Origin of the sequence: Sporosarcina ureae, assembly GCF_029267015.1 — a bacterium.
Lineage (GTDB): Bacteria > Bacillota > Bacilli > Bacillales_A > Planococcaceae > Sporosarcina > Sporosarcina ureae_D.
Window position 1 is genome coordinate 1 of sequence record NZ_JARIEA010000037.1, and the last position, 17,598, is coordinate 17,598.

At 41.3% G+C, this 17,598-nt stretch carries 24 protein-coding genes; 15 read left to right on the forward strand and 9 right to left on the reverse strand.

Features of this window, described 5'->3' with window-relative positions; translation table 11 throughout:
* Positions 1-675: 675 nt before the first annotated feature.
* Positions 676-1,833: a competence protein CoiA gene (locus tag Q7P97_RS05515; protein WP_303967681.1), complete on the forward strand. Its 1,158-nt coding sequence runs from the start codon at positions 676-678 to the stop codon at positions 1,831-1,833.
* Positions 1,834-1,882: 49 nt separating this feature from the next.
* Complete coding sequence (pepF, locus tag Q7P97_RS05520) at positions 1,883-3,700, forward strand: oligoendopeptidase F (RefSeq protein WP_303967684.1); 1,818 nt, start codon at positions 1,883-1,885, stop codon at positions 3,698-3,700.
* Positions 3,701-3,970: 270 nt separating this feature from the next.
* On the opposite strand, the gene Q7P97_RS05525 is transcribed toward pepF, so the two are convergent.
* The 3 genes from Q7P97_RS05525 to Q7P97_RS05535 form a co-directional block, all read right to left on the reverse strand.
* Positions 3,971-4,795, reverse strand: a complete 825-nt coding sequence (locus Q7P97_RS05525; protein ID WP_303967688.1) for a DsbA family protein — start codon at positions 4,793-4,795, stop codon at positions 3,971-3,973.
* Positions 4,792-5,184: a globin domain-containing protein gene (locus Q7P97_RS05530; protein ID WP_085428464.1), complete on the reverse strand. Its 393-nt coding sequence runs from the start codon at positions 5,182-5,184 to the stop codon at positions 4,792-4,794. The genes Q7P97_RS05525 and Q7P97_RS05530 overlap by 4 nt, the downstream gene beginning before the upstream one ends.
* A 272-nt stretch (positions 5,185-5,456) precedes the next feature.
* Positions 5,457-6,116: a lytic transglycosylase domain-containing protein gene (locus Q7P97_RS05535; protein WP_303967693.1), complete on the reverse strand. Its 660-nt coding sequence runs from the start codon at positions 6,114-6,116 to the stop codon at positions 5,457-5,459.
* Between the two features lie 159 nt (positions 6,117-6,275).
* Between Q7P97_RS05535 and Q7P97_RS05540 the strand changes: the two genes are divergently transcribed.
* The 5 genes from Q7P97_RS05540 to Q7P97_RS05560 all read left to right on the forward strand — a co-directional run bounded on the left by Q7P97_RS05540 (position 6,276) and on the right by Q7P97_RS05560 (position 10,417).
* Entirely contained in the window at positions 6,276-6,659 is a 384-nt protein-coding gene (locus tag Q7P97_RS05540) for a UPF0738 family protein (protein WP_303967740.1), read from the forward strand.
* A gap of 42 nt (positions 6,660-6,701) precedes the next feature.
* A complete protein-coding gene (locus Q7P97_RS05545) occupies positions 6,702-7,535 on the forward strand; it encodes an NAD kinase (RefSeq protein WP_099626239.1) in 834 nt (277 codons plus the stop codon).
* Positions 7,519-8,475: an RluA family pseudouridine synthase gene (locus Q7P97_RS05550; protein WP_303967697.1), complete on the forward strand. Its 957-nt coding sequence runs from the start codon at positions 7,519-7,521 to the stop codon at positions 8,473-8,475. Before Q7P97_RS05545 ends, Q7P97_RS05550 begins: the two co-directional genes overlap by 17 nt.
* A 71-nt stretch (positions 8,476-8,546) precedes the next feature.
* On the forward strand, positions 8,547-9,923 hold the full coding sequence (gene mgtE, locus Q7P97_RS05555; RefSeq protein WP_303967700.1) for a magnesium transporter: 1,377 nt from the start codon (positions 8,547-8,549) through the stop codon (positions 9,921-9,923).
* 77 nt (positions 9,924-10,000) lie between these two features.
* Positions 10,001-10,417, forward strand: a complete 417-nt coding sequence (locus Q7P97_RS05560; protein WP_303967703.1) for a hypothetical protein — start codon at positions 10,001-10,003, stop codon at positions 10,415-10,417.
* A gap of 171 nt (positions 10,418-10,588) precedes the next feature.
* On the opposite strand, the gene Q7P97_RS05565 is transcribed toward Q7P97_RS05560, so the two are convergent.
* Complete coding sequence (locus Q7P97_RS05565; protein ID WP_303967705.1) at positions 10,589-11,164, reverse strand: CotY/CotZ family spore coat protein; 576 nt, start codon at positions 11,162-11,164, stop codon at positions 10,589-10,591.
* 128 nt (positions 11,165-11,292) lie between these two features.
* Here Q7P97_RS05565 and Q7P97_RS05570 point away from each other — a divergent pair, with 128 nt between their 5' ends.
* The 7 genes from Q7P97_RS05570 to Q7P97_RS05600 all read left to right on the forward strand — a co-directional run bounded on the left by Q7P97_RS05570 (position 11,293) and on the right by Q7P97_RS05600 (position 14,393).
* Positions 11,293-11,685, forward strand: a complete 393-nt coding sequence (locus tag Q7P97_RS05570; RefSeq protein ID WP_303967707.1) for a hypothetical protein — start codon at positions 11,293-11,295, stop codon at positions 11,683-11,685.
* Positions 11,685-12,140, forward strand: coding sequence for a stage V sporulation protein AC (gene spoVAC, locus Q7P97_RS05575; RefSeq protein ID WP_085428471.1), 456 nt, complete (start codon positions 11,685-11,687; stop codon positions 12,138-12,140). The genes Q7P97_RS05570 and spoVAC overlap by 1 nt, the downstream gene beginning before the upstream one ends.
* Positions 12,134-13,153: a beta-ketoacyl-[acyl-carrier-protein] synthase family protein gene (locus Q7P97_RS05580; RefSeq protein WP_303967713.1), complete on the forward strand. Its 1,020-nt coding sequence runs from the start codon at positions 12,134-12,136 to the stop codon at positions 13,151-13,153. Before spoVAC ends, Q7P97_RS05580 begins: the two co-directional genes overlap by 7 nt.
* On the forward strand, positions 13,150-13,512 hold the full coding sequence (spoVAE, locus tag Q7P97_RS05585) for a stage V sporulation protein AE (protein WP_303967716.1): 363 nt from the start codon (positions 13,150-13,152) through the stop codon (positions 13,510-13,512). The genes Q7P97_RS05580 and spoVAE overlap by 4 nt, the downstream gene beginning before the upstream one ends.
* A 71-nt stretch (positions 13,513-13,583) precedes the next feature.
* Positions 13,584-13,730 (forward strand): YjcZ family sporulation protein, encoded by a 147-nt coding sequence (locus Q7P97_RS05590; protein WP_303967719.1) that lies wholly within the window; start codon positions 13,584-13,586, stop codon positions 13,728-13,730.
* A 15-nt stretch (positions 13,731-13,745) separates the two neighbouring features.
* On the forward strand, positions 13,746-14,000 hold the full coding sequence (locus Q7P97_RS05595) for a stage VI sporulation protein F (RefSeq protein WP_303967723.1): 255 nt from the start codon (positions 13,746-13,748) through the stop codon (positions 13,998-14,000).
* Between the two features lie 84 nt (positions 14,001-14,084).
* A complete protein-coding gene (locus Q7P97_RS05600) occupies positions 14,085-14,393 on the forward strand; it encodes a hypothetical protein (RefSeq protein ID WP_303967725.1) in 309 nt (102 codons plus the stop codon).
* A gap of 62 nt (positions 14,394-14,455) precedes the next feature.
* On the opposite strand, the gene Q7P97_RS05605 is transcribed toward Q7P97_RS05600, so the two are convergent.
* From Q7P97_RS05605 to Q7P97_RS05615, 3 genes are all read right to left on the reverse strand, one after another.
* Positions 14,456-14,932 carry a GNAT family N-acetyltransferase gene (locus tag Q7P97_RS05605; protein ID WP_303967727.1) on the reverse strand — a complete coding sequence of 159 codons (477 nt, stop codon included), beginning with the start codon at positions 14,930-14,932 and terminating at the stop codon, positions 14,456-14,458.
* Positions 14,901-15,416, reverse strand: coding sequence for a YjcG family protein (locus Q7P97_RS05610; RefSeq protein WP_085428478.1), 516 nt, complete (start codon positions 15,414-15,416; stop codon positions 14,901-14,903). Before Q7P97_RS05610 ends, Q7P97_RS05605 begins: the two co-directional genes overlap by 32 nt.
* Positions 15,417-15,504: 88 nt before the next feature.
* The gene (locus tag Q7P97_RS05615; protein ID WP_303967730.1) at positions 15,505-16,227 is read right to left on the reverse strand and encodes an alpha/beta hydrolase-fold protein; all 723 of its coding nucleotides are present in this window, start codon (positions 16,225-16,227) and stop codon (positions 15,505-15,507) included.
* Between the two features lie 106 nt (positions 16,228-16,333).
* Between Q7P97_RS05615 and Q7P97_RS05620 the strand changes: the two genes are divergently transcribed.
* Positions 16,334-16,888 carry a phosphatidylglycerophosphatase A family protein gene (locus tag Q7P97_RS05620; protein ID WP_303967732.1) on the forward strand — a complete coding sequence of 185 codons (555 nt, stop codon included), beginning with the start codon at positions 16,334-16,336 and terminating at the stop codon, positions 16,886-16,888.
* 49 nt (positions 16,889-16,937) lie between these two features.
* Here Q7P97_RS05620 and Q7P97_RS05625 read toward each other — a convergent pair whose 3' ends face one another.
* Together Q7P97_RS05625 and Q7P97_RS05630 are read right to left on the reverse strand one after the other, a co-directional pair.
* Positions 16,938-17,150 (reverse strand): hypothetical protein, encoded by a 213-nt coding sequence (locus Q7P97_RS05625; protein ID WP_303967735.1) that lies wholly within the window; start codon positions 17,148-17,150, stop codon positions 16,938-16,940.
* A gap of 120 nt (positions 17,151-17,270) precedes the next feature.
* Entirely contained in the window at positions 17,271-17,417 is a 147-nt protein-coding gene (locus Q7P97_RS05630) for a hypothetical protein (protein ID WP_303967738.1), read from the reverse strand.
* Between the last annotated feature and the right edge of the window lie 181 nt (positions 17,418-17,598).

The following is a 17,598-nucleotide window of genomic DNA, read 5'->3' on the forward strand; positions in this document are numbered from 1 at the left end:
AAGTGCGCCTGGCTGTCTCATTGCTACGCCTACCACGTGCAGCCGCCTACGTTAGATGATGTGTAGGACAGTTCGGATTCTTCTTTTGCAAGAATAGAAACTAGTACTACCCAGTCACTGGTTTGATCTACTATAAACCACAACCAAACTTGGTAAGTACTTATTAGCGCAGGCACAACTGCGGGGTCGGCCGTGGCCATGAGACAGCTAGCAAAGCTCCACCGCTAGTTGGCTCATGGCTGGAGGCAATCCCCCACGTGCCTGCGCGAGTCCAAAGCATGACCCTCACTACTTTCAATAACCAAGCCAAATTCGAGCAACGCCCGAATCTATCTGTTACGTACTTTTCCAGAACCGAGGATAGGTATCATCGATTCACTGGTTTTCATCCTCTATAAACCACAACTGAACTTGTCAACCACTACTCAGTAGCGCAGGGCACAACTGCGGGGTCGGGCCGTGGCCATGAGACAGCTAGCAGCTCCACCGCTAGTTGGCTCATGGCTGGAGGCAATCCCCCACGTGCCTGCGCGGGTCCAAAGCATGACCCTCACTAACTTCAGTCCCCGATAACCAGTCGAGCCACGACCCAACAACTCCTCATCTATCACTAAAAATTCCCCTTGCCAAACAATCATAAAATTCGTATCATGTAAGAGAAGGAGTGTGAAGGCCTTGTTAACAGCTCTTACAAGCCAAGGGAAGCAAGTCGTGCTAACACGGCAGACGTCTCTTGACAGCTTACGAGAGTGGCGTAAAACAGAAACCTTTCACTGTCCACAATGCAAAGAACAAGTACTCCTGAAAGTCGGCGACATCATCATCCCGCACTTTGCCCACCACCAACAAACCAACTGCCGAGACAGCTTTTCAGAAGGGGAGTCCCCAACCCATTTACTCGGTAAAATCCAACTCTATGAACTATTCTCACAACTGCAACTACAGACGGAAATGGAACCTTATCTGCCTGATATCCAGCAACGACCCGACCTGCTAGTCACATGGCAAAACCAGCAAGTACCTATTGAATTCCAGTGCAGCACGATACCGATTGCACTCATCCTTGAACGCAATGCAGGCTACCATTCCATAAACATGCAACCCATTTGGATCCTATTGACCCCTCCGAAAATTCAAGACTCTTCAGCATGTGTATTGACTCATCGTTTCTCTCAATTCCAACAACACTTCATCCGTCCAATTCATTCAAGCACTAAAGAAACTCTGACGATCCTTCTGACATATAATCCACAGAAGCAGCAATTCCACTATGTAAGTCATTTCATCCATCTTCGTGGTACATCGTTCGCGATCTGTCACTCTGTCATGCGGATCAAGCATCAAACCATTCCGTTTGCTATCCCTGCTGCTCCGTCGACTACAGATATAGAAGGACTGACCCGTCATTATCAATCTGCGCGTCGAAAGTATCTTCGGTCGGTAATTGGGTATAATCAAAGAGGTATCCATCATCGCTTTTTGCGTGCTTGTTATGAAATGCGTGTACAGCCGATTCAGTTACCAGCATGGATTGGCGTTCCTACATTCAGGCAAGAAGCATTTAGTGAGTCCGATTGTGAATGGCAACTACTACTTGTTGCAGCTATCCGACAAACGAGGAGGACACCCTTTCAACTGGATCGATCACTTATCCGTACATTCGTAAAGACATTTGAAGGAGACTCGACACTCCAGTTGGAAGCTTGCGAACACTATATGGATTTCTTAAGAGAGCAGCGCATAGATATCTACAGGCTCGATATATTCATTGGAAGAGATTTTACACTGGAAGTACTTTCAGGGAGATTTCTTGCAATGCATGCAAGGAATTGAGAAAATACAAGAGAGTCAAATAACGGTAAATGCTGAAGGAGGAATTGGATTGACGAATGAAAACAAAGTATTGACGCGCGATGAGGTATCTGAAGAAGAAACTTGGCGCTTGGAGGATATATTTTCTTCTGATGAAGCATGGGATAAAGAGTACCGAAAAGTCGAAGAGATGGCTAAAGAAGCTGAAAACTATAAAGGTACGCTTGGGAACGGTGCACGTCCATTATTTGAAGCGTTAACATATCGTGATAAATTAGCAGAACGTCTCCGTAGACTATATACGTATGCTCATTTAAAAACAGATCAAGATACGACAAATAGTTTTTATCAAGCGATGGATGGCCGAATCAGAACATTGGTCGTGAAAATATCTACAGCATTATCTTATTTCACACCCGAGTTGCTTTCTATCGATGAAAAGAAACTGAATGAAACGATTGAGTCACATGAAGGTTTGCGAGTCTATAAGCAGGAATTCGAGGAATTGAATGCAGAACGTGCTCACATCTTGTCTTCGGAACAAGAAGAATTAATTGCGCAGTTGTCTGAAGTGACAGGGAAGTCTTCTGAAACATTCAGCATGTTAAACAATGCGGATTTGACTTTCGGAATGGTCAAAGACGAAAACGGTAATGATGTTCAATTGACACATGGTCGTTATTCACAATTTCTTGAAAGTAAAGATCCGAAAGTGCGGGAAGCTGCATTTAAAGAGATGTATTCAAGATATGGTGAATTCAAGAATACATTTGCTTCTACGTTAAGTGGTAACGTAAAAGGTCATAATGTCAGCGCAAGAATTCGGAATTATAGTTCGGCAAGAGCAGCAGCTTTGTCAAATAACCATATTCCAGAGCAAGTATATGAAAATCTATTGTCTACAATCAATAAGAATTTAGGTTTATTGCATCGCTATGTAGCTTTGCGTAAGAAAGTATTGAAACTAGATGAGTTGCATATGTGGGATATCTACACGCCGTTAGTTGAGGATACGGAAATGAAGTTCACATACGAGCAAGCAAAAGAAACGATGCTCGAGAGCTTCCATCCACTTGGCGAAGGGTATAAAGCAGTTGTAAAAGAAGGTCTGGATAATCGCTGGGTCGATGTTCGTGAAAACAAAGGGAAGCGTTCAGGAGCCTATTCATCTGGCACCTATGGCACAAATCCATACATCTTGATGAACTGGCAAGATAACGTAAGCAACTTGTTTACACTTGCTCATGAATTCGGTCACAGTGTACACAGTTATTACTCTCGTGAGAATCAACCATTTATTTATAGTGGCTATTCTATATTTGTAGCAGAAGTAGCATCAACTGTAAATGAAGCGTTGTTGAATGACCACTTACTGAAAGTGACGACTGATGAAGATCAACGAATCTATTTATTGAACTATTGGCTCGATGGATTCCGTGCAACGGTGTTCCGTCAGACGATGTTTGCGGAATTTGAGCATTTGATTCATAAGCTTGATCAAGAAGGGGTACCGTTGACGGCTGAAAAGTTAACAGAAGAATACTACGCGTTAAATGAAAAGTATTATGGGGACGCTATTATTAGCGATGAAGAAATAGGTATGGAGTGGGCACGTATTCCTCACTTCTATATGAATTACTATGTCTATCAATACGCAACAGGATATAGCGCAGCTGTTGCACTCAGCAAGCAGATTCTTGAAGAAGGTGAGCCAGCAGTAGAACGATATATTACGAATTTCCTGAAGGCTGGATCATCTGATTATCCGATTGAAGTCCTCAAAAAGGCGGGTGTCGATATGACATCTGAAAAGCCGATTGAAGAAGCATGTAGAGTATTTGAAGAACGATTGAACGAGTTAGAACAGTTATTGGAAAAGAGAGGGTAATATTTCACTGCATGTTTCGACAGACATTTGCGAAAATCATGACATATGGATGAAAGCTGTTAGTATTTGTTGAAGTCATTTGTCATTTATGATATGGTGTAAATGTGGAATAAATCACATACCAAACATACACCCCTTTTGTTTGAACGTGAACATTTCTCCCATTCCCTTTGAAAGAGAGCATTCACTCCCCCCCAGGAGCGGATGCTCTTTTCTTTTTGTCTACATAAAAAGCCGAAGCTCCAAATAGGGCTTCGGCTAGTATAAGTGCTATTTAATTAATGAACAGTTAGGTTGTTTTTTACGCCATAATGTACGTTCTGGTACACAGACTCTTTCGATTTCTTGTTTCAGTATACGTTTCTTCAATTCGCGGTCAGCTTCTTTTTCAGTCATGCGACACATTTCTGCGATTTCTTTAGTCGTAAGCAGATCAAAGCGAGTGAATAACGAATCCATGGAAGGTGGTACGTCAGGAAGGAGTTGTCCTCCGACAAGCTCCTCTAGAATCTGTTCATAAATCGAATAGTCGTAGAGACCGCTCACTTTCAATCCTTCATCTTCAATATTACTATTGAAGAAAACGAAGGTTGGCGCCTCGTCTACTTCCATTTCATTACCTAAATACAAATCGACTTGTAATGCGCGCAAAGTCTCTTCTGAAGTGAAATCTGTTATAAACTCATCTACATCTAGATTAATACGTGCGGCAATTTCCACAAGTACTGAAAACGAAGCAACATCCCGCTTTTTCAAAAAGGAGTACTCAAGCAAGGATGATAAATAACGGAATCCGGCACGTTTACCTTGAAACTCAGCGGCTTTAACCGCGATGCTAGGAAAACAAGGATTAGACCGTTTGGTTGTTTTAGCATCTTTAGGATCAAGTAGAGACGGGACGTTCAATTTTGTCATAGAAGTCTTCAACGCGATGCGTAACGTGAAATAGTGATCGTATTCGACTTGCAATTTACGTAGCAGTGGTTGAAGTGACCAACAATCCTTGCAATAAGGATCTAAAAATACATAGAGTTCAATGGGCTTTACTGAAGCAGAGTAGTGTAACGTATCATCGATTACTGTTAGATAGTTCACTGATCTTCCTCCTCGTTCCTATTTACCATATGGTTGGCTGTTAAGACAAGGCGTTTATAGTAGACTTCCCGAAGTGGACCCTCCAGTCCTACGTCATCCATCGCTTCCGCCATGCAAGCTAGCCATGCTTCTGCGCGTGTAGGTGTTATAGGGAAAGGGTTATGTCGGGCCTTCATCATAGGGTGACCGTGTTCTTCTGTGAACAGATTCGGGCCGCCTAGATATTGTGTCTGAAATTGTTTTTGTTTCCGGGCAGTTTCTGTCAAATCATCAGGGAATATTGGTATGAGGTCTGGGTGAACAGCCACTTTTTCGTAAAATGTATCAATCAGTTCGTGTAGTTTTTTCTCGCCGATCTCCTCATAAGGGATGACAGGTTTTCGAGTCATTGCATTCACACCCCTTCGTTCATCTGTGTCCTTATTCTATCAATGAACGAATTTCTATACAAATAAAAGAACTTATTTTGTTTGTTGTTATATTACAGATTCGTTATTTAGAGACTGATAAAACGTTTAATACAGGGGCTTAAGAGACAAGTAGTGAGGGGAAGACACCGTTGCTCTGCGTTCCAGGCGGACGGGGTTGGGAGGGTCCGCCTGGAACGCAGAGCAACGGGAGAGTTTTATTAAAACACAATGACAAGTTGAAATTGATAATGTTAGATCATTTGGTGATAGTTGTTCATGACTTTCTTTACGTAGTTTTGTGTTTCTTTGAACGGGGGGATGCCTCCGTATTTTTTTACGTTCCCCGGACCTGCGTTGTAGGCTGCTAGTGCCATTTCATTTGAGCCGAATTGGTTAAGCATTTTGCGCAGGTATTTGGCTCCGCCCATGATGTTTTGCTGGGGATCCATTAGGTTGGATACGCCAAGATATTTGGCTGTGCCTGGCATTAGTTGCATGAGACCGGCTGCGCCAGCGTGGCTTTTTGCGTTGCTTTTGAAGTTGGATTCTTGCTTGATGACAGCGGCAATCAATTTTTCGGGTAGTTGGTATTTGTCTGCTGCTTGTTTGATAATGTCTGCGTATTGATTGTTTGTTGTAGGTGTAGACGTAGTGGGTGCTACAGCGGCAACAGTTTCAACTGGGCTTGTGGAAAAGTTGAATGAAGTTGCGCTCGTGCCTTGGCTGAGCAGTTGCTCGGCTTGACTTGCGAGTTCTGGGCTCATATTATTTCCCGCCATCAATTGCGTCAACATCATTTGGAATTCATTGGAGCCGGTAGATGGATTGCTACTGAAGGACTGAACCGCTCCAAGAGTTTGTAAGGTGTTTATTTCTAGGAGCAACCGAGTGTTACGTGGGTCAAGATTCATACGTTTTCCCCCTATATTTTTAAAGTCGTATATGGATTGATTTATTATATCTATTATACCAACTTTCTTACCATAATCCACAATAACAAAATGCAACTATGAGTGGCATATGGTAGACTAAACGTAAAGACTTATATTAAGGAAGTGGATGTCTTGGATATGAAAAATGAAATCATTGAAACACGTACGAACGGTAATGAAGTTCACTTTATATTGAATCCTGAGGCAGAGTGGCCGTTAGGTTCTCCAACGGGGAAAATGTTGACAGACACGGATCGACAATCGTTCGTTTATATCTTCGATCACGATGCTGGCTATCGCTATGCGTATTTCCCGAAAGATAGTTGGAACGGGTTAGTGGATATGCTGTTACAACAAGCAGAGCCTGTGTTGATTTGGCAAGATGAGAAAATACCATTAACAGGTGCTGCAGAAGAAATGCAGGCGCTTATTTTCAATATTGAAGGAAATGATAATTATGGCGAGGAATTCAGTACAGCTGTCGAAGATATCTTCAAACCGATACTGGAAAAGGTGAATTGATATATGGCAAAAGAATTTCACAAAAAGAATGGAAGTGACGTAATGAAATTCACAATTCAATCGCGGAATGATGAGATCTCCAATAAACTAATGAAAGAAGCTCGCGTGTATTTACGCGATTTTGGTTTGAAATATGATGAGGAAGAACCGGATATTGTATTGTCTATTGGTGGTGACGGTACGTTATTGCATGCTTTCCATAAATATATACATCGCTTGGATAAAACGTCTTTTGTTGGAATTCATACAGGTCACTTAGGGTTTTATGCGGATTGGAAACCTTCCGAAATAGAAAAGTTGGTCATTCTAATCGCTAGACAAGAATACGAAGTAATCGAGTATCCATTGATCGAAGTGACGATCAATTATCGACATTCTGAAAAAAGCGCATCGTATTTAGCGCTGAATGAATCGACAGTAAAATCACCTGAAGTTACTTTGGTGATGGACGTTGAGTTAAACGGAGAACACTTCGAACGCTTTAGAGGAGACGGGCTTTGCATGTCAACGCCATCGGGATCAACTGCTTACAGTAAATCACTTGGCGGTGCCATAATTCATCCTTCATTACCATCTATGCAGCTGACAGAAATGGCTTCGATTAACAATCGTGTATTCCGTACGGTAGGTTCACCACTTATTTTACCGGATCACCATATTTGTACATTGACACCTGTAAAAGGACCGGATTTCATGGTAACTGTCGATCATTTACAGCTTCTTCATAAAGATGTTAAATCCATTGAGTACAAAGTATCCAATGAAAAAATGGGCTTTGCGCGCTTCCGTCCATTCCCATTCTGGAAACGTGTTGAAGAGTCATTTATCGCGAGTGATTTAATCTATGAACGAGAAGATGATGAAAAGAAAAACTAACATACCATTTCAATTACGATTTGTTGCGAAGGAAAGTGGATTGCTTCGTGAGTTTCTAGCGCAGCATGAAATTTCCAAAACTACATTGACGGCTATTAAATATCGTGGCGGAGAGATATTGGTGAATGGCCAGCCTCAAAACGTGCGATATAAGCTTCAGATAGGTGACCGGATAACTGTTTCGTTTCCTCCTGAGCAAATAAGTGACGGATTGACTCCGCAAGATGGAGTATTATCTATTTTATATGAAGATGAAACCCTTCTGATTCTCGATAAGCCAGCTGGACAGAGCACAATACCTTCCCGCAATCATCCTACTGGAACGCTTGCGAATTTTGTCTGTGGAAAATTTCTAAGAGAAGGCATTCTATCTACAGCCCATATGGTGACACGCCTTGATACCGATACATCAGGTATTATTTGTGTGGCGAAAAACCGTCATATTCATCATGTATTGAGCCAACAAATGGCGCAAGATTTATTTCAACGACAATACACGGCATTCGCAGAAGGTATAATCACCCCATCATTTTTGACGATCGAACAACCGATTGGAAGAAAAGAGGGGAGTATTATTGAAAGAATTGTCCGGGAAGATGGCCAGTACTCAAAAACGGATGTGTCAGTAAATGCGCATTATCGAAATGGAGCGAATCATTTCTCCAGTATAGATTTGACATTGCATACAGGACGTACGCATCAGATTCGTGTGCATTTACAATGGCTAGGTCATCCACTTGTAGGAGATGATTTGTATGGTGCGGATCAAGAGATGTTCCCGCGCCAAGCATTGCATTGCTCACGTGTCAGTTTTCTTCATCCGATCACGAAAGAGAGAATGCATTTTACTAGTTCACTGCCGGAAGATATGCAATACTATTTACGGCAAAGTCAACAAGTATGCGAATACTCTAAGCAACAACTCTCTTATGTGAAATAATAGGTACAATATAAAAGAACTTAATGGTATGTTTTCGCGTACGGTAAGTGCAGAAGGGATGGTGTGAAATCATGACTACTCAACCAGAACAAATAAAAAGTGAAGTCGTTTTGGATGAAGATAAGTTGCGTAGATTGCTGAGTGACGAAGATATCCATTCATTTAGACAAGAATATCTAGTACTTCATCCATACGATCGGGCAATTTTTTATGAAGAAGTTGGTCCAGAACTTCGGGAACTGATGTATTTTTATCTATCACCAAAAGAACTTGCGGAGATATTTGAAACAAGTGAAATTGAGGAAGATGAATATGAAGAGTTCCTTGAGGAGATGGACGCGACATATGCCGCAGAGATGATTTCATACATGTTTGTGGATAATGCGGTAGATGTCCTGAAAGAACTTGATAAAAAGAAAGTCGTCAGCTATTTAACGTTGATGGATAAAGAAGCTGCTGTACAAATTAAAGCATTACTGCATTATGAAGAATATACAGCCGGTTCGATCATGACAACAGAATTCGTCACGGTATCCGAAAATTCTACAGTTCGTTCGGCTATGACAATATTGCGAAGTGAAGCACCAAGCGCTGAGACGATTTACTATATTTTCGTTGTAGATGATTTCCAGCGTCTAACGGGTGTTGTTTCGTTACGTGACTTGATTATTGCAGATGAAGATACATTGATTCGCTCCATTATGAGTGATCGTCTAGTGAGTGTATCTGTTTCAGATGACCAGGAAGACGTTGCCCGAACTATACAGGATTATAACTTCTTGGCTGTTCCGGTTGTCGACTTCCAACAACATATTCTAGGGATTATCACTGTCGATGATATTATCGACGTTATTGATGAAGAAGCATCGGATGACTATTCTAAACTTGCCGGTGTCTCGACAATGGATACATTTGATAAAAACCCATTCTCTGCTGCGAAAAAACGGATTCCTTGGCTACTTATTTTATTAGTGCTTGGAATGTTGACAGCGAACTTAATAGATTTATTTACTGAGACGATTTCTAAAGTTGCTCTATTAGCAGCATTTATCCCCTTGATCGCCGGAACTGCCGGAAACAGTGGAACGCAGTCACTTGCTGTTGCGGTTCGCGGTATCGCTACACGTGACATTGAAGATGAAAGTAAAATCAAGTTGCTGATACGTGAAGCAGGAACTGGAATTATTACGGGTGTCATTTGTGCAATATTCGTCGTTCTATTAATCTTTATCTGGAAGCATGAATTAGTTATCGCTTTACTAGTAGGAGCAGCGATGTTGGTTTCTATTTTCGTTGCGACTATTTCAGGATCATTCATTCCGTTATTTATGCATAAACTCAAAGTGGATCCGGCTGTTGCCTCAGGACCATTTATTACAACACTTAACGACGTCATCAGTGTCGTTATCTATCTAGGCCTAGCGACAGTATTCCTAAGTTCTTTATGAACTAGGAATACTGTTTTTTTTGTTCTGGAACCTTAGGCGATTAGCTCACATATGCTATCTAAAAGGAAGTGATGAAAATGCGTCATGAAAAGCCATTGCTGTTTATCACAAGCCCCATCATAAGAAAATATCGGTATACGCCTATCGTAGAAGAAGAAAGCACATCGGTCTTTGAACTGGAGCATTCAAGGGAAATAGAGCGACCAGAACCCACAAGCATCCCTGAAATCCAACCGACACAAGAGTTACCAGAAATACAACAAGAAAAAGCTGCAGCCGAACCTATCCGCAAAAGTTTGGAATACTTACATCACCCATTTCGCAAAGAACTATATGCCCCATTAGAAATCGTCACCGAAACCGGAAAAATCAAAGGCAAGCTCCACGATCTAGAAGAAGAAATGGTATGGATTAAGACAAACGAAGAAATCACATCGGTTCGTATTGAAGAAATCTTAGATATCCTTTGGAAACAGCAATCATTCACTATTTAATTTTTACAATAAAAAGGCGAACCTGCTAAACGGGTTCGCTTTTTTGTTTGTTATTACATCATTTTATTCTATCCATCAACGGAGTCTTCACGTCACCCAATTTCTATCACGAAATCAAAAAAGGCGAACCCTATCAAATAGGATTCGCCATTTAGCATTGCAAGCAATAAATTAAGCTTCGTCGCAGAAATCAATATATACATCATCGATACATTGAACACCGCAGAAACAACTTAAATCTACAGTCAAGCACGTATTCGTTGGTCCGAAACCATTCACCTTACAAATCTTCTCATAACAGATTTTTCCGTCTGTAGTAATATCAAACGGCTTTCCGTTATATAAAGGTTGCAACACTTGAATGGTAGCACAGCACGAATCAAATACCGTCTGCACGCGGAAGAATACAGAAACGCAGCTCGTATGATAATAAGATGACGGGTTTTGATTACCCATAGATTCGTCTTTAGTCATCTTAGGATACGGCTTATGCTTATTGCCACCTCGGAATACTGCCTTGAAATAATCTCCGTTACCCGTCAATAAACTGAACACGCGTGTGTTGACGCGGCCTCTAACCGGGCTGACTAAACTGCCAAGCGGCGCCATGAAGCAATCCGTATCACACTCTACACAATCCACTTCCGGACACGTATTCTGGACGCGTTGGATAAAGCGTACTACTTCACAAATACAATTTGACTTATGACAGCCACCATGTTTGCTGTCTTTCTTTTCACATCCCACTATTGTCCACCTCCTGTTTGTCGTTCTCTATACTCTATGCATGGGTAATCGACATGACAGGGCGCTTTCCTCAACATGCATAAATGCGACATAAAAGTTACATGCTAGACAGAAGGGAGGCGTTGCATTTGAAGAAGCTGAGTATATTGTTAATTATTCTTGGTCTACTTACTGGTTGCAGTGAAAAAGGAACCTATATTAAAAATACTACTTCGCATGATGAGCGTTCAGTAGAAAATGTCATCATGCGTAATAAACATGTGAAACTAGCAAAGGTGCTGTTATTTGAAGATGAATTGCTTGCAGGGATTCGTGTCAATACGTTTTCCCGATTTAAAAAGAAAACTATTGCTACGGATATTCAAAAGAAATTGAAAAAGGAGTATCCAGACATGAAAATCACGGTGTCAGCGGATAGTAAAATCCTGATGGAAACGGAGAAGTTGATCCGTAAAAAAGGTGAAAAAGATTTTCGAAAGAAAATAGATAAAATCAAATCAATTGAAAAGGAGCAAACCTAATGCAACAAGAAAAGTATGCCCAAATAGAGAAAGAGTTATCACCTAAACCTCCCATTTTGAAAAATGTAATTAAAGCTTTCTTGACAGGTGGTTTGATTTGTTTGATAGGACAGTTCATTGCACTCTTTTATATTACGTATTTTGATTTTACGGAACGTACAGCGAGTAATCCAACAGTTGCTACGATGATTTTCATTGCGATGTTGCTGACGGGTTTTGGATTATATAAAAAGATCTCCCAATTTGGGGGAGCGGGAGCAGCAGTACCGATTACAGGATTTGGTAACGCCGTCGTTTCGGCGGCTATTGAACATAAATCAGAAGGATATGTACTAGGTGTTGGTGGGAATATGTTTAAATTAGCGGGATCTGTTATTTTATTTGGTGTCTTTTCGGCATTCGTCGTAGCCCTGATCAAGACCATATTAGTGAAGTTTGGAGTGGTCTCATGGTAAAGCGGGGAGTGCTAACCTTTCAGTCCAAGCCAAGCCTTTATGCAACAGGTGTAACAGCGGGGCCACTGGAAAAAAAGAAAAGTGTGTTTGCGCAGCAATTCGATAAAGTATATGAAGATGAGCGTTGTGATTTGCCGACAAATGAAGACGGTCATAAGCAGTTAATGTATGACGCTGTGTTGATCGCACTTAGTAAAGCGAAGAAACAGCCAGAGAAAATTGATTTCTTCTTAACGGGTGATTTGGTTAATCAGATGACCCCATCTAACTTCACAGCTCAAGCACTAGCTATTCCATATATCGGTCTTTTTTCTGCATGCGCTACTTCCGTTTCTTCTATGATCACTGCAGCATTACTTGCAGATGCCAAGCAAGCAAACTGGATCATAGCAGGATCTTCTAGTCAACATAACGCAATTGAAAGACAGTTTCGATATCCACTGGAGTATGGTTCGCAAAAAGGAGCAACTGCGCAATGGACGGTCACGGCGGCTGGTGCAGTATTAATCGGACAACATAAACAAGGGACTCCTGTTATTACTTGTGCAACTGTAGGTAAAGTGATAGATATGGGGATGACAGATCCGCTCAATATGGGATCTGCGATGGCACCAGCGGCTAGTGATACATTGATGAATCATTTAACGGGACATGATCGGACAATCGATGACTATGACACGATCATCACTGGAGATTTAGGAAGTAATGGATTCAACATATTTAAAGCGCTAGCAAATGAAAATGGGTTACCGCATACGAAGAACTTTCGTGATGCCGGAGAAGAGTTTTATGGGAATGATCCGTCATTCAAGGCGGGAGCAAGTGGATCTGGTTGTTCAGCAGCCGTATTTCTTTCCGATGTCTATCAAAAATTGCTAACGGGAGAGTATAAGCGGGTTTTATTATTGGCAACTGGTGCTTTACTATCTCCGTTGTCATTTCAACAAGGGGATACAATTCCGTGTATTGCGCATGCAATTGAACTGTCAATGGATGAGGTGAAAACAGAATGATATCTATATACATCACATCATTTATAGTAGGTGGTTTAATTTGTGTCATTGGACAATTATTAATAGATGTTGCCAAATTAACGCCTGCTCATACATTGGTTTCATTGGTAGTAACAGGGTCAATTTTGGACGGCATTGGCTGGTATGAACCTTTAATTGATTTTGCTGGTGCGGGCGCAACGATTCCCATTACTTCATTCGGTAACGCGTTGACACACGGCGCCATGGCGGAAGCAGAGAAACACGGTCTGATCGGTGTAGTAACTGGAATGTTCGAAGTGACAAGTTCAGGAATCAGTGCGGCGATCATTTTCGGTCTGATCGGTGCCTTGCTTTTTACTTCAAAAGGAAATGTCTAAATTACTTAAACGCCCTCTCCAATTCATTCTTTTCTGCATATAGTAGAGAAGATAGGAAGGAGGGGTTTTTCATGTACGGATGTTATCCATCACAAGGTCATGGTCAAGGTGGTTACGGATACGGCGGAGGATGCGGTGTGAATTATGGCGGTTCTTCATTCGTCTTGATTGTAGTTCTGTTTATTTTATTGATTATTGTAGGCAGAAGCTATTTCTAAGGAGGAGAACTGAATATGAATGATTCATTCTTTAAAAAAATAGAATCCAAAACCGGTGTGCCAATGGAAGAAGTTTTTGCGTTAGCGAATGCAATTCAATATGCAGATTTCAAAGATGAAAACCAAGTCAGAAAAATCATTCAAAAGGTAAGCCAAGTAGCAAACAAAGATGTGCCGCAATCAGTGGAAGATGAATTGGTCCATTCCATTGTAAAAAGTGGTAGAGGACTCAATCTAAATGATATTTCACAAATGCTTGGCGGGAAATAATTAAATATTCAAAAATGGGTTTATAATGCTTGCTAAGTGGATATACTATAAGTGACAGTATACGAAAAAAAGGAGGTGCACATCATGGGGTATATATTACCGATACAAAATTACCAAGCACAACAATATGCAGAACGTATGAACAATGATCGTCATAATTTTGCGTATATCGGGCGAGTGAGTCCTGTGCGTCTGGCAAATGAGGAGTCGAGTTATTGGGAAGACGTTCTTGAAGATGAAAACAGACGTCGTGAAGAGCAGATGAAGCAACAAAAAAAACGTGCACCTCAGCCTTTAGTGAAAAATGGATTTATTGCTCCAAATCCAGCCCAATTCTCACCTGAAATTGCAGATGTGGTAGGTAAAGGTCAAGCGATTAACGCATATGTCTAAAACAATTAAAATAACCCTAACTGCTTATTAGAAGCAGCTAGGGTTATTTTAATTATTTAGTATCATGTAGTTTGCAAATCCTTTTCCATAGCGCGATGAGGTATATCTGCATCCATGAATTCAGGAGAAGTGACAACATAGCCTAGTTTTTCATAGAAAGGCACAGCATAAGACTGGGCATTCAAAAGAAGTTTCTTCATAGATTTATTTCTCGCATGTTCTTCTAATGCATTCATAATTAGATTACCAAGGTGTTTTCCACGATGTTCCGGCAATATGCAAATTCTTTCTGCTTTCGCATGTGCATTGACCAGACCCCTCATACGACCGGCGCCAATTGGCTGATCCGCTTCATCGTAGGCGACGAAGTGGATGGCATCTTGATCGTATTCGTCTAACTCAAGGATTAGGGGGACGCCTTGCTCTTCCACAAATACTTTCTGGCGGACTGCATAAGCATCCTGGCGACCCTTTTCATCTGTGACGATTTTCACTGTGATCTGCAAATTAAGACTCACGATCAAGACGGAATGTTTCATACACTGTCCACGATCCGTCATCTAGTTGATAAAGCATGTGAATACGGTCGATGACTTCCGAATGGTCGACACCTACCATTTTCATTTGGTTTATCACATCGTCATGTTCACCGGAACTCAATTTTTGTGCAATTGTAATATGCGGAACAAAAGCATAGTTGTTTTCATCGTGGTAGAAATTCACATTTAAATCTTTATGCAAAGCAAGAAGTTCATCATTTGGTACAACTTTAAAGTAAATCGTATTCGTAGTCGGTGCGAATGAACCGACCTTTGTAACGTTCAATTCAAAAGGATGGTTCTTGATGGTAATTTCTCTTAACGCTTTTGCTACTTCTTCAATTTCCTTATCATTTGCTTCGAACGGATCTTTCAGCGTCATATGAGGTGTAATCAACGCGTAATGTGGATCATATCTCTTTCGATAACCATTTGCTAAGTCTTGAAGCTTTTTTGAAGGGAATGCAACAATACCGTATTTCATTTAAGATTGCCTCCTTGTAAATTGATTGAATTTTAGGTACATCTATTTTAGTATATCAGAAAATAGTCTGACTTGTCCTCTTCCAATACTAAAGACTATTTATTTCGATCAGCGCACGGCGAATATCTGGTTGCCATGACTTCCAAGTATGATCGCCATCCAACTCTTCGTAAAAGTAAGGAAATCTTTTTTCTTTAATTACTTTATGCAACTCTCGGTTAGGCGTCAGAAAGTCGAGTCTGCCGTCAGCCGTGGTTGGCACGTACGTTTCTTTATCACCAATTACATGGTATATAGAAAGATTTGCTGGGCTTTGATTAGCTTGGACCGCTTCGAGTACTTGTTCATTCACGAAAGGTGAGTGCAATACGACATTTCCAAAACAATTAGGGTATTTTAATGCAGTCAATAATGAAATAGATGCTGCCAGCGAATCACCAACTAACGTTCTCGAAGATCCCATTTGGTATGTTGGATAGGTTTCATCAATATACTGAATTAACTCGTGTGCTAAAAAGCGGATATACGCCTTGTGTCGGTCACCTTCTGGGTGATACATACGTCTGCGTTCTTGCACCGTTTTGTATGGAATACCTACAATGATGACAGGTTCAATTTCTTCTTCTTCCATTAATTCATCAGCAATCCGTCCAATCCGTCCGTATTGAAAATAATCTTTCCCATCTGAGACGAGCATGACATTATGTTTGTACAAAGGGGAGTAGCGGGATGGTAAATATATCAACAATTCCATTTCTTCTTGTAGTTCATTACTATAAAAACGGATTTCTTCAATTTTTCCTGGATTCATTTTGTAGGACCTCCATAATTAATGTACACTTAGTAAATATCATACCGATAAATAACAGTGTAAAGCTAGTGAAAACTATTGCGTATGAAGAGAGAGGGGAAATAGTATGGATGAAGGTAAGAATATTGTTCATTCAGACGTCGTGACAGCGGCAACAAAAGACGCGCTGATCCGTCGTGGAGTTAAAATTCAAGATATCGCAAAAATTGTTTATGAATTGCAAGTACCCTATAACAAAGGCTTGTCACTCGAACAGTGTATCGACTCAGTAGAAAGTGTTCTTCGCAAACGTGAATTGCAGCACGCGATACTGGTTGGTGTTGAATTGGATGAAATGGCTGAAAGAGGTCAGCTATCGCAGCCACTTCAGCAAATCGTTGAATCAGACGAAGGTTTATTCGGAGTCGATGAAACGATTGCATTGGGTGCAGTCTACACATACGGTTCAATCGCAGTGACTACATTTGGTCACTTGGATAAGAACAAAGTAGGGATCATTAATGAGTTGGATACAAAAAAGGGAATTGGTATCCATACGTTCTTGGATGATCTAGTGGCCAGTGTGGCGGCGTGTGCGGCGTCTAGAATTGCGCACAGAACACGTGATTTACAAGAGGCTGGTCTAACGTTTAAGGATGTACAAAATGGCAAAGGTTCATAAGTGAAGTGAGGCTGTCCTAGATTAATTTCTATGGATGGTCTTTTTAATGTTAGAACTTTTTCTGATGCTTTAAAAGTGTGTAATAAACGGTATTGGGTTGTTGTTCTACTAAAGCTTTTCTTTTCTTTGTTTTTGCGGAGGTAGTAGTTTGACTGGCAAAGTAAGTGGGGCGGTCATTGGCCTCACTTCGGCGGTGGTGGACGGCTTCCGCAATGAGCCAGACAGGAAGAGCGCCTGGCTGTCTCATTGCTCCGCCTACCACTGGCAGCCGCCTACGTTAGATAGTGTGTAGGGCAGTTCGGGTACTTGTTTTTCGAGTACGTGGATAATTTGTTCGTACAAGTAAGTAGGATACGATGTTGGGTAGTTTTTTTGCGACTCCTTACTTTTCCTTGTTTTGTGCAGAGGTAGTGGTTTGACTGGCAGTGTAAGTGGGGCGGTCATTGGCCCCACTTCGGCGGTGGTGGATGGCTTCCGCAATGAGCCAGACAGGAAGAGCGCCTGGCTGTCTCATTGCTACGCCTACCACTGTCAGCCGCCTACGTTAGATAATGTGTAGGGCAGTTCGGATTTTTCTTTTGCAAGGATAGGAACTAGTACTACTCAGTCACTGGTTTTATCTCCTATAAACCACAACATGATTTGATAAGTACTCAGTAGCGCAGGCACAACTGCGGGGTCGGCCGTGGCCATGAGACAGCTAGCAGCTC

Excerpts from the sequence above, each read along its gene's own strand:
- Q7P97_RS05545 (WP_099626239.1), top strand. The coding sequence starts at position 6,702 with ATGAAATTCACAATTCAATCGCGGAATGATGAGATCTCCAATAAACTA.
- Q7P97_RS05605 (WP_303967727.1), bottom strand. The coding sequence starts at position 14,932 with ATGAAACATTCCGTCTTGATCGTGAGTCTTAATTTGCAGATCACAGTG.
- spoVAC (WP_085428471.1), top strand. The coding sequence starts at position 11,685 with ATGCAACAAGAAAAGTATGCCCAAATAGAGAAAGAGTTATCACCTAAA.
- mgtE (WP_303967700.1), top strand. The coding sequence starts at position 8,547 with ATGACTACTCAACCAGAACAAATAAAAAGTGAAGTCGTTTTGGATGAA.
- Q7P97_RS05580 (WP_303967713.1), top strand. The coding sequence starts at position 12,134 with ATGGTAAAGCGGGGAGTGCTAACCTTTCAGTCCAAGCCAAGCCTTTAT.
- Q7P97_RS05600 (WP_303967725.1), top strand. The coding sequence starts at position 14,085 with ATGGGGTATATATTACCGATACAAAATTACCAAGCACAACAATATGCA.
- spoVAE (WP_303967716.1), top strand. The coding sequence starts at position 13,150 with ATGATATCTATATACATCACATCATTTATAGTAGGTGGTTTAATTTGT.
- Q7P97_RS05530 (WP_085428464.1), bottom strand. The coding sequence starts at position 5,184 with ATGACTCGAAAACCTGTCATCCCTTATGAGGAGATCGGCGAGAAAAAA.
- Q7P97_RS05550 (WP_303967697.1), top strand. The coding sequence starts at position 7,519 with ATGAAAAGAAAAACTAACATACCATTTCAATTACGATTTGTTGCGAAG.
- Q7P97_RS05620 (WP_303967732.1), top strand. The coding sequence starts at position 16,334 with ATGGATGAAGGTAAGAATATTGTTCATTCAGACGTCGTGACAGCGGCA.
- Q7P97_RS05615 (WP_303967730.1), bottom strand. The coding sequence starts at position 16,227 with ATGAATCCAGGAAAAATTGAAGAAATCCGTTTTTATAGTAATGAACTA.
- Q7P97_RS05610 (WP_085428478.1), bottom strand. The coding sequence starts at position 15,416 with ATGAAATACGGTATTGTTGCATTCCCTTCAAAAAAGCTTCAAGACTTA.
- Q7P97_RS05595 (WP_303967723.1), top strand. The coding sequence starts at position 13,746 with ATGAATGATTCATTCTTTAAAAAAATAGAATCCAAAACCGGTGTGCCA.
- Q7P97_RS05560 (WP_303967703.1), top strand. The coding sequence starts at position 10,001 with ATGCGTCATGAAAAGCCATTGCTGTTTATCACAAGCCCCATCATAAGA.
- Q7P97_RS05535 (WP_303967693.1), bottom strand. The coding sequence starts at position 6,116 with ATGAATCTTGACCCACGTAACACTCGGTTGCTCCTAGAAATAAACACC.
- Q7P97_RS05590 (WP_303967719.1), top strand. The coding sequence starts at position 13,584 with ATGTACGGATGTTATCCATCACAAGGTCATGGTCAAGGTGGTTACGGA.
- Q7P97_RS05540 (WP_303967740.1), top strand. The coding sequence starts at position 6,276 with ATGAAAAATGAAATCATTGAAACACGTACGAACGGTAATGAAGTTCAC.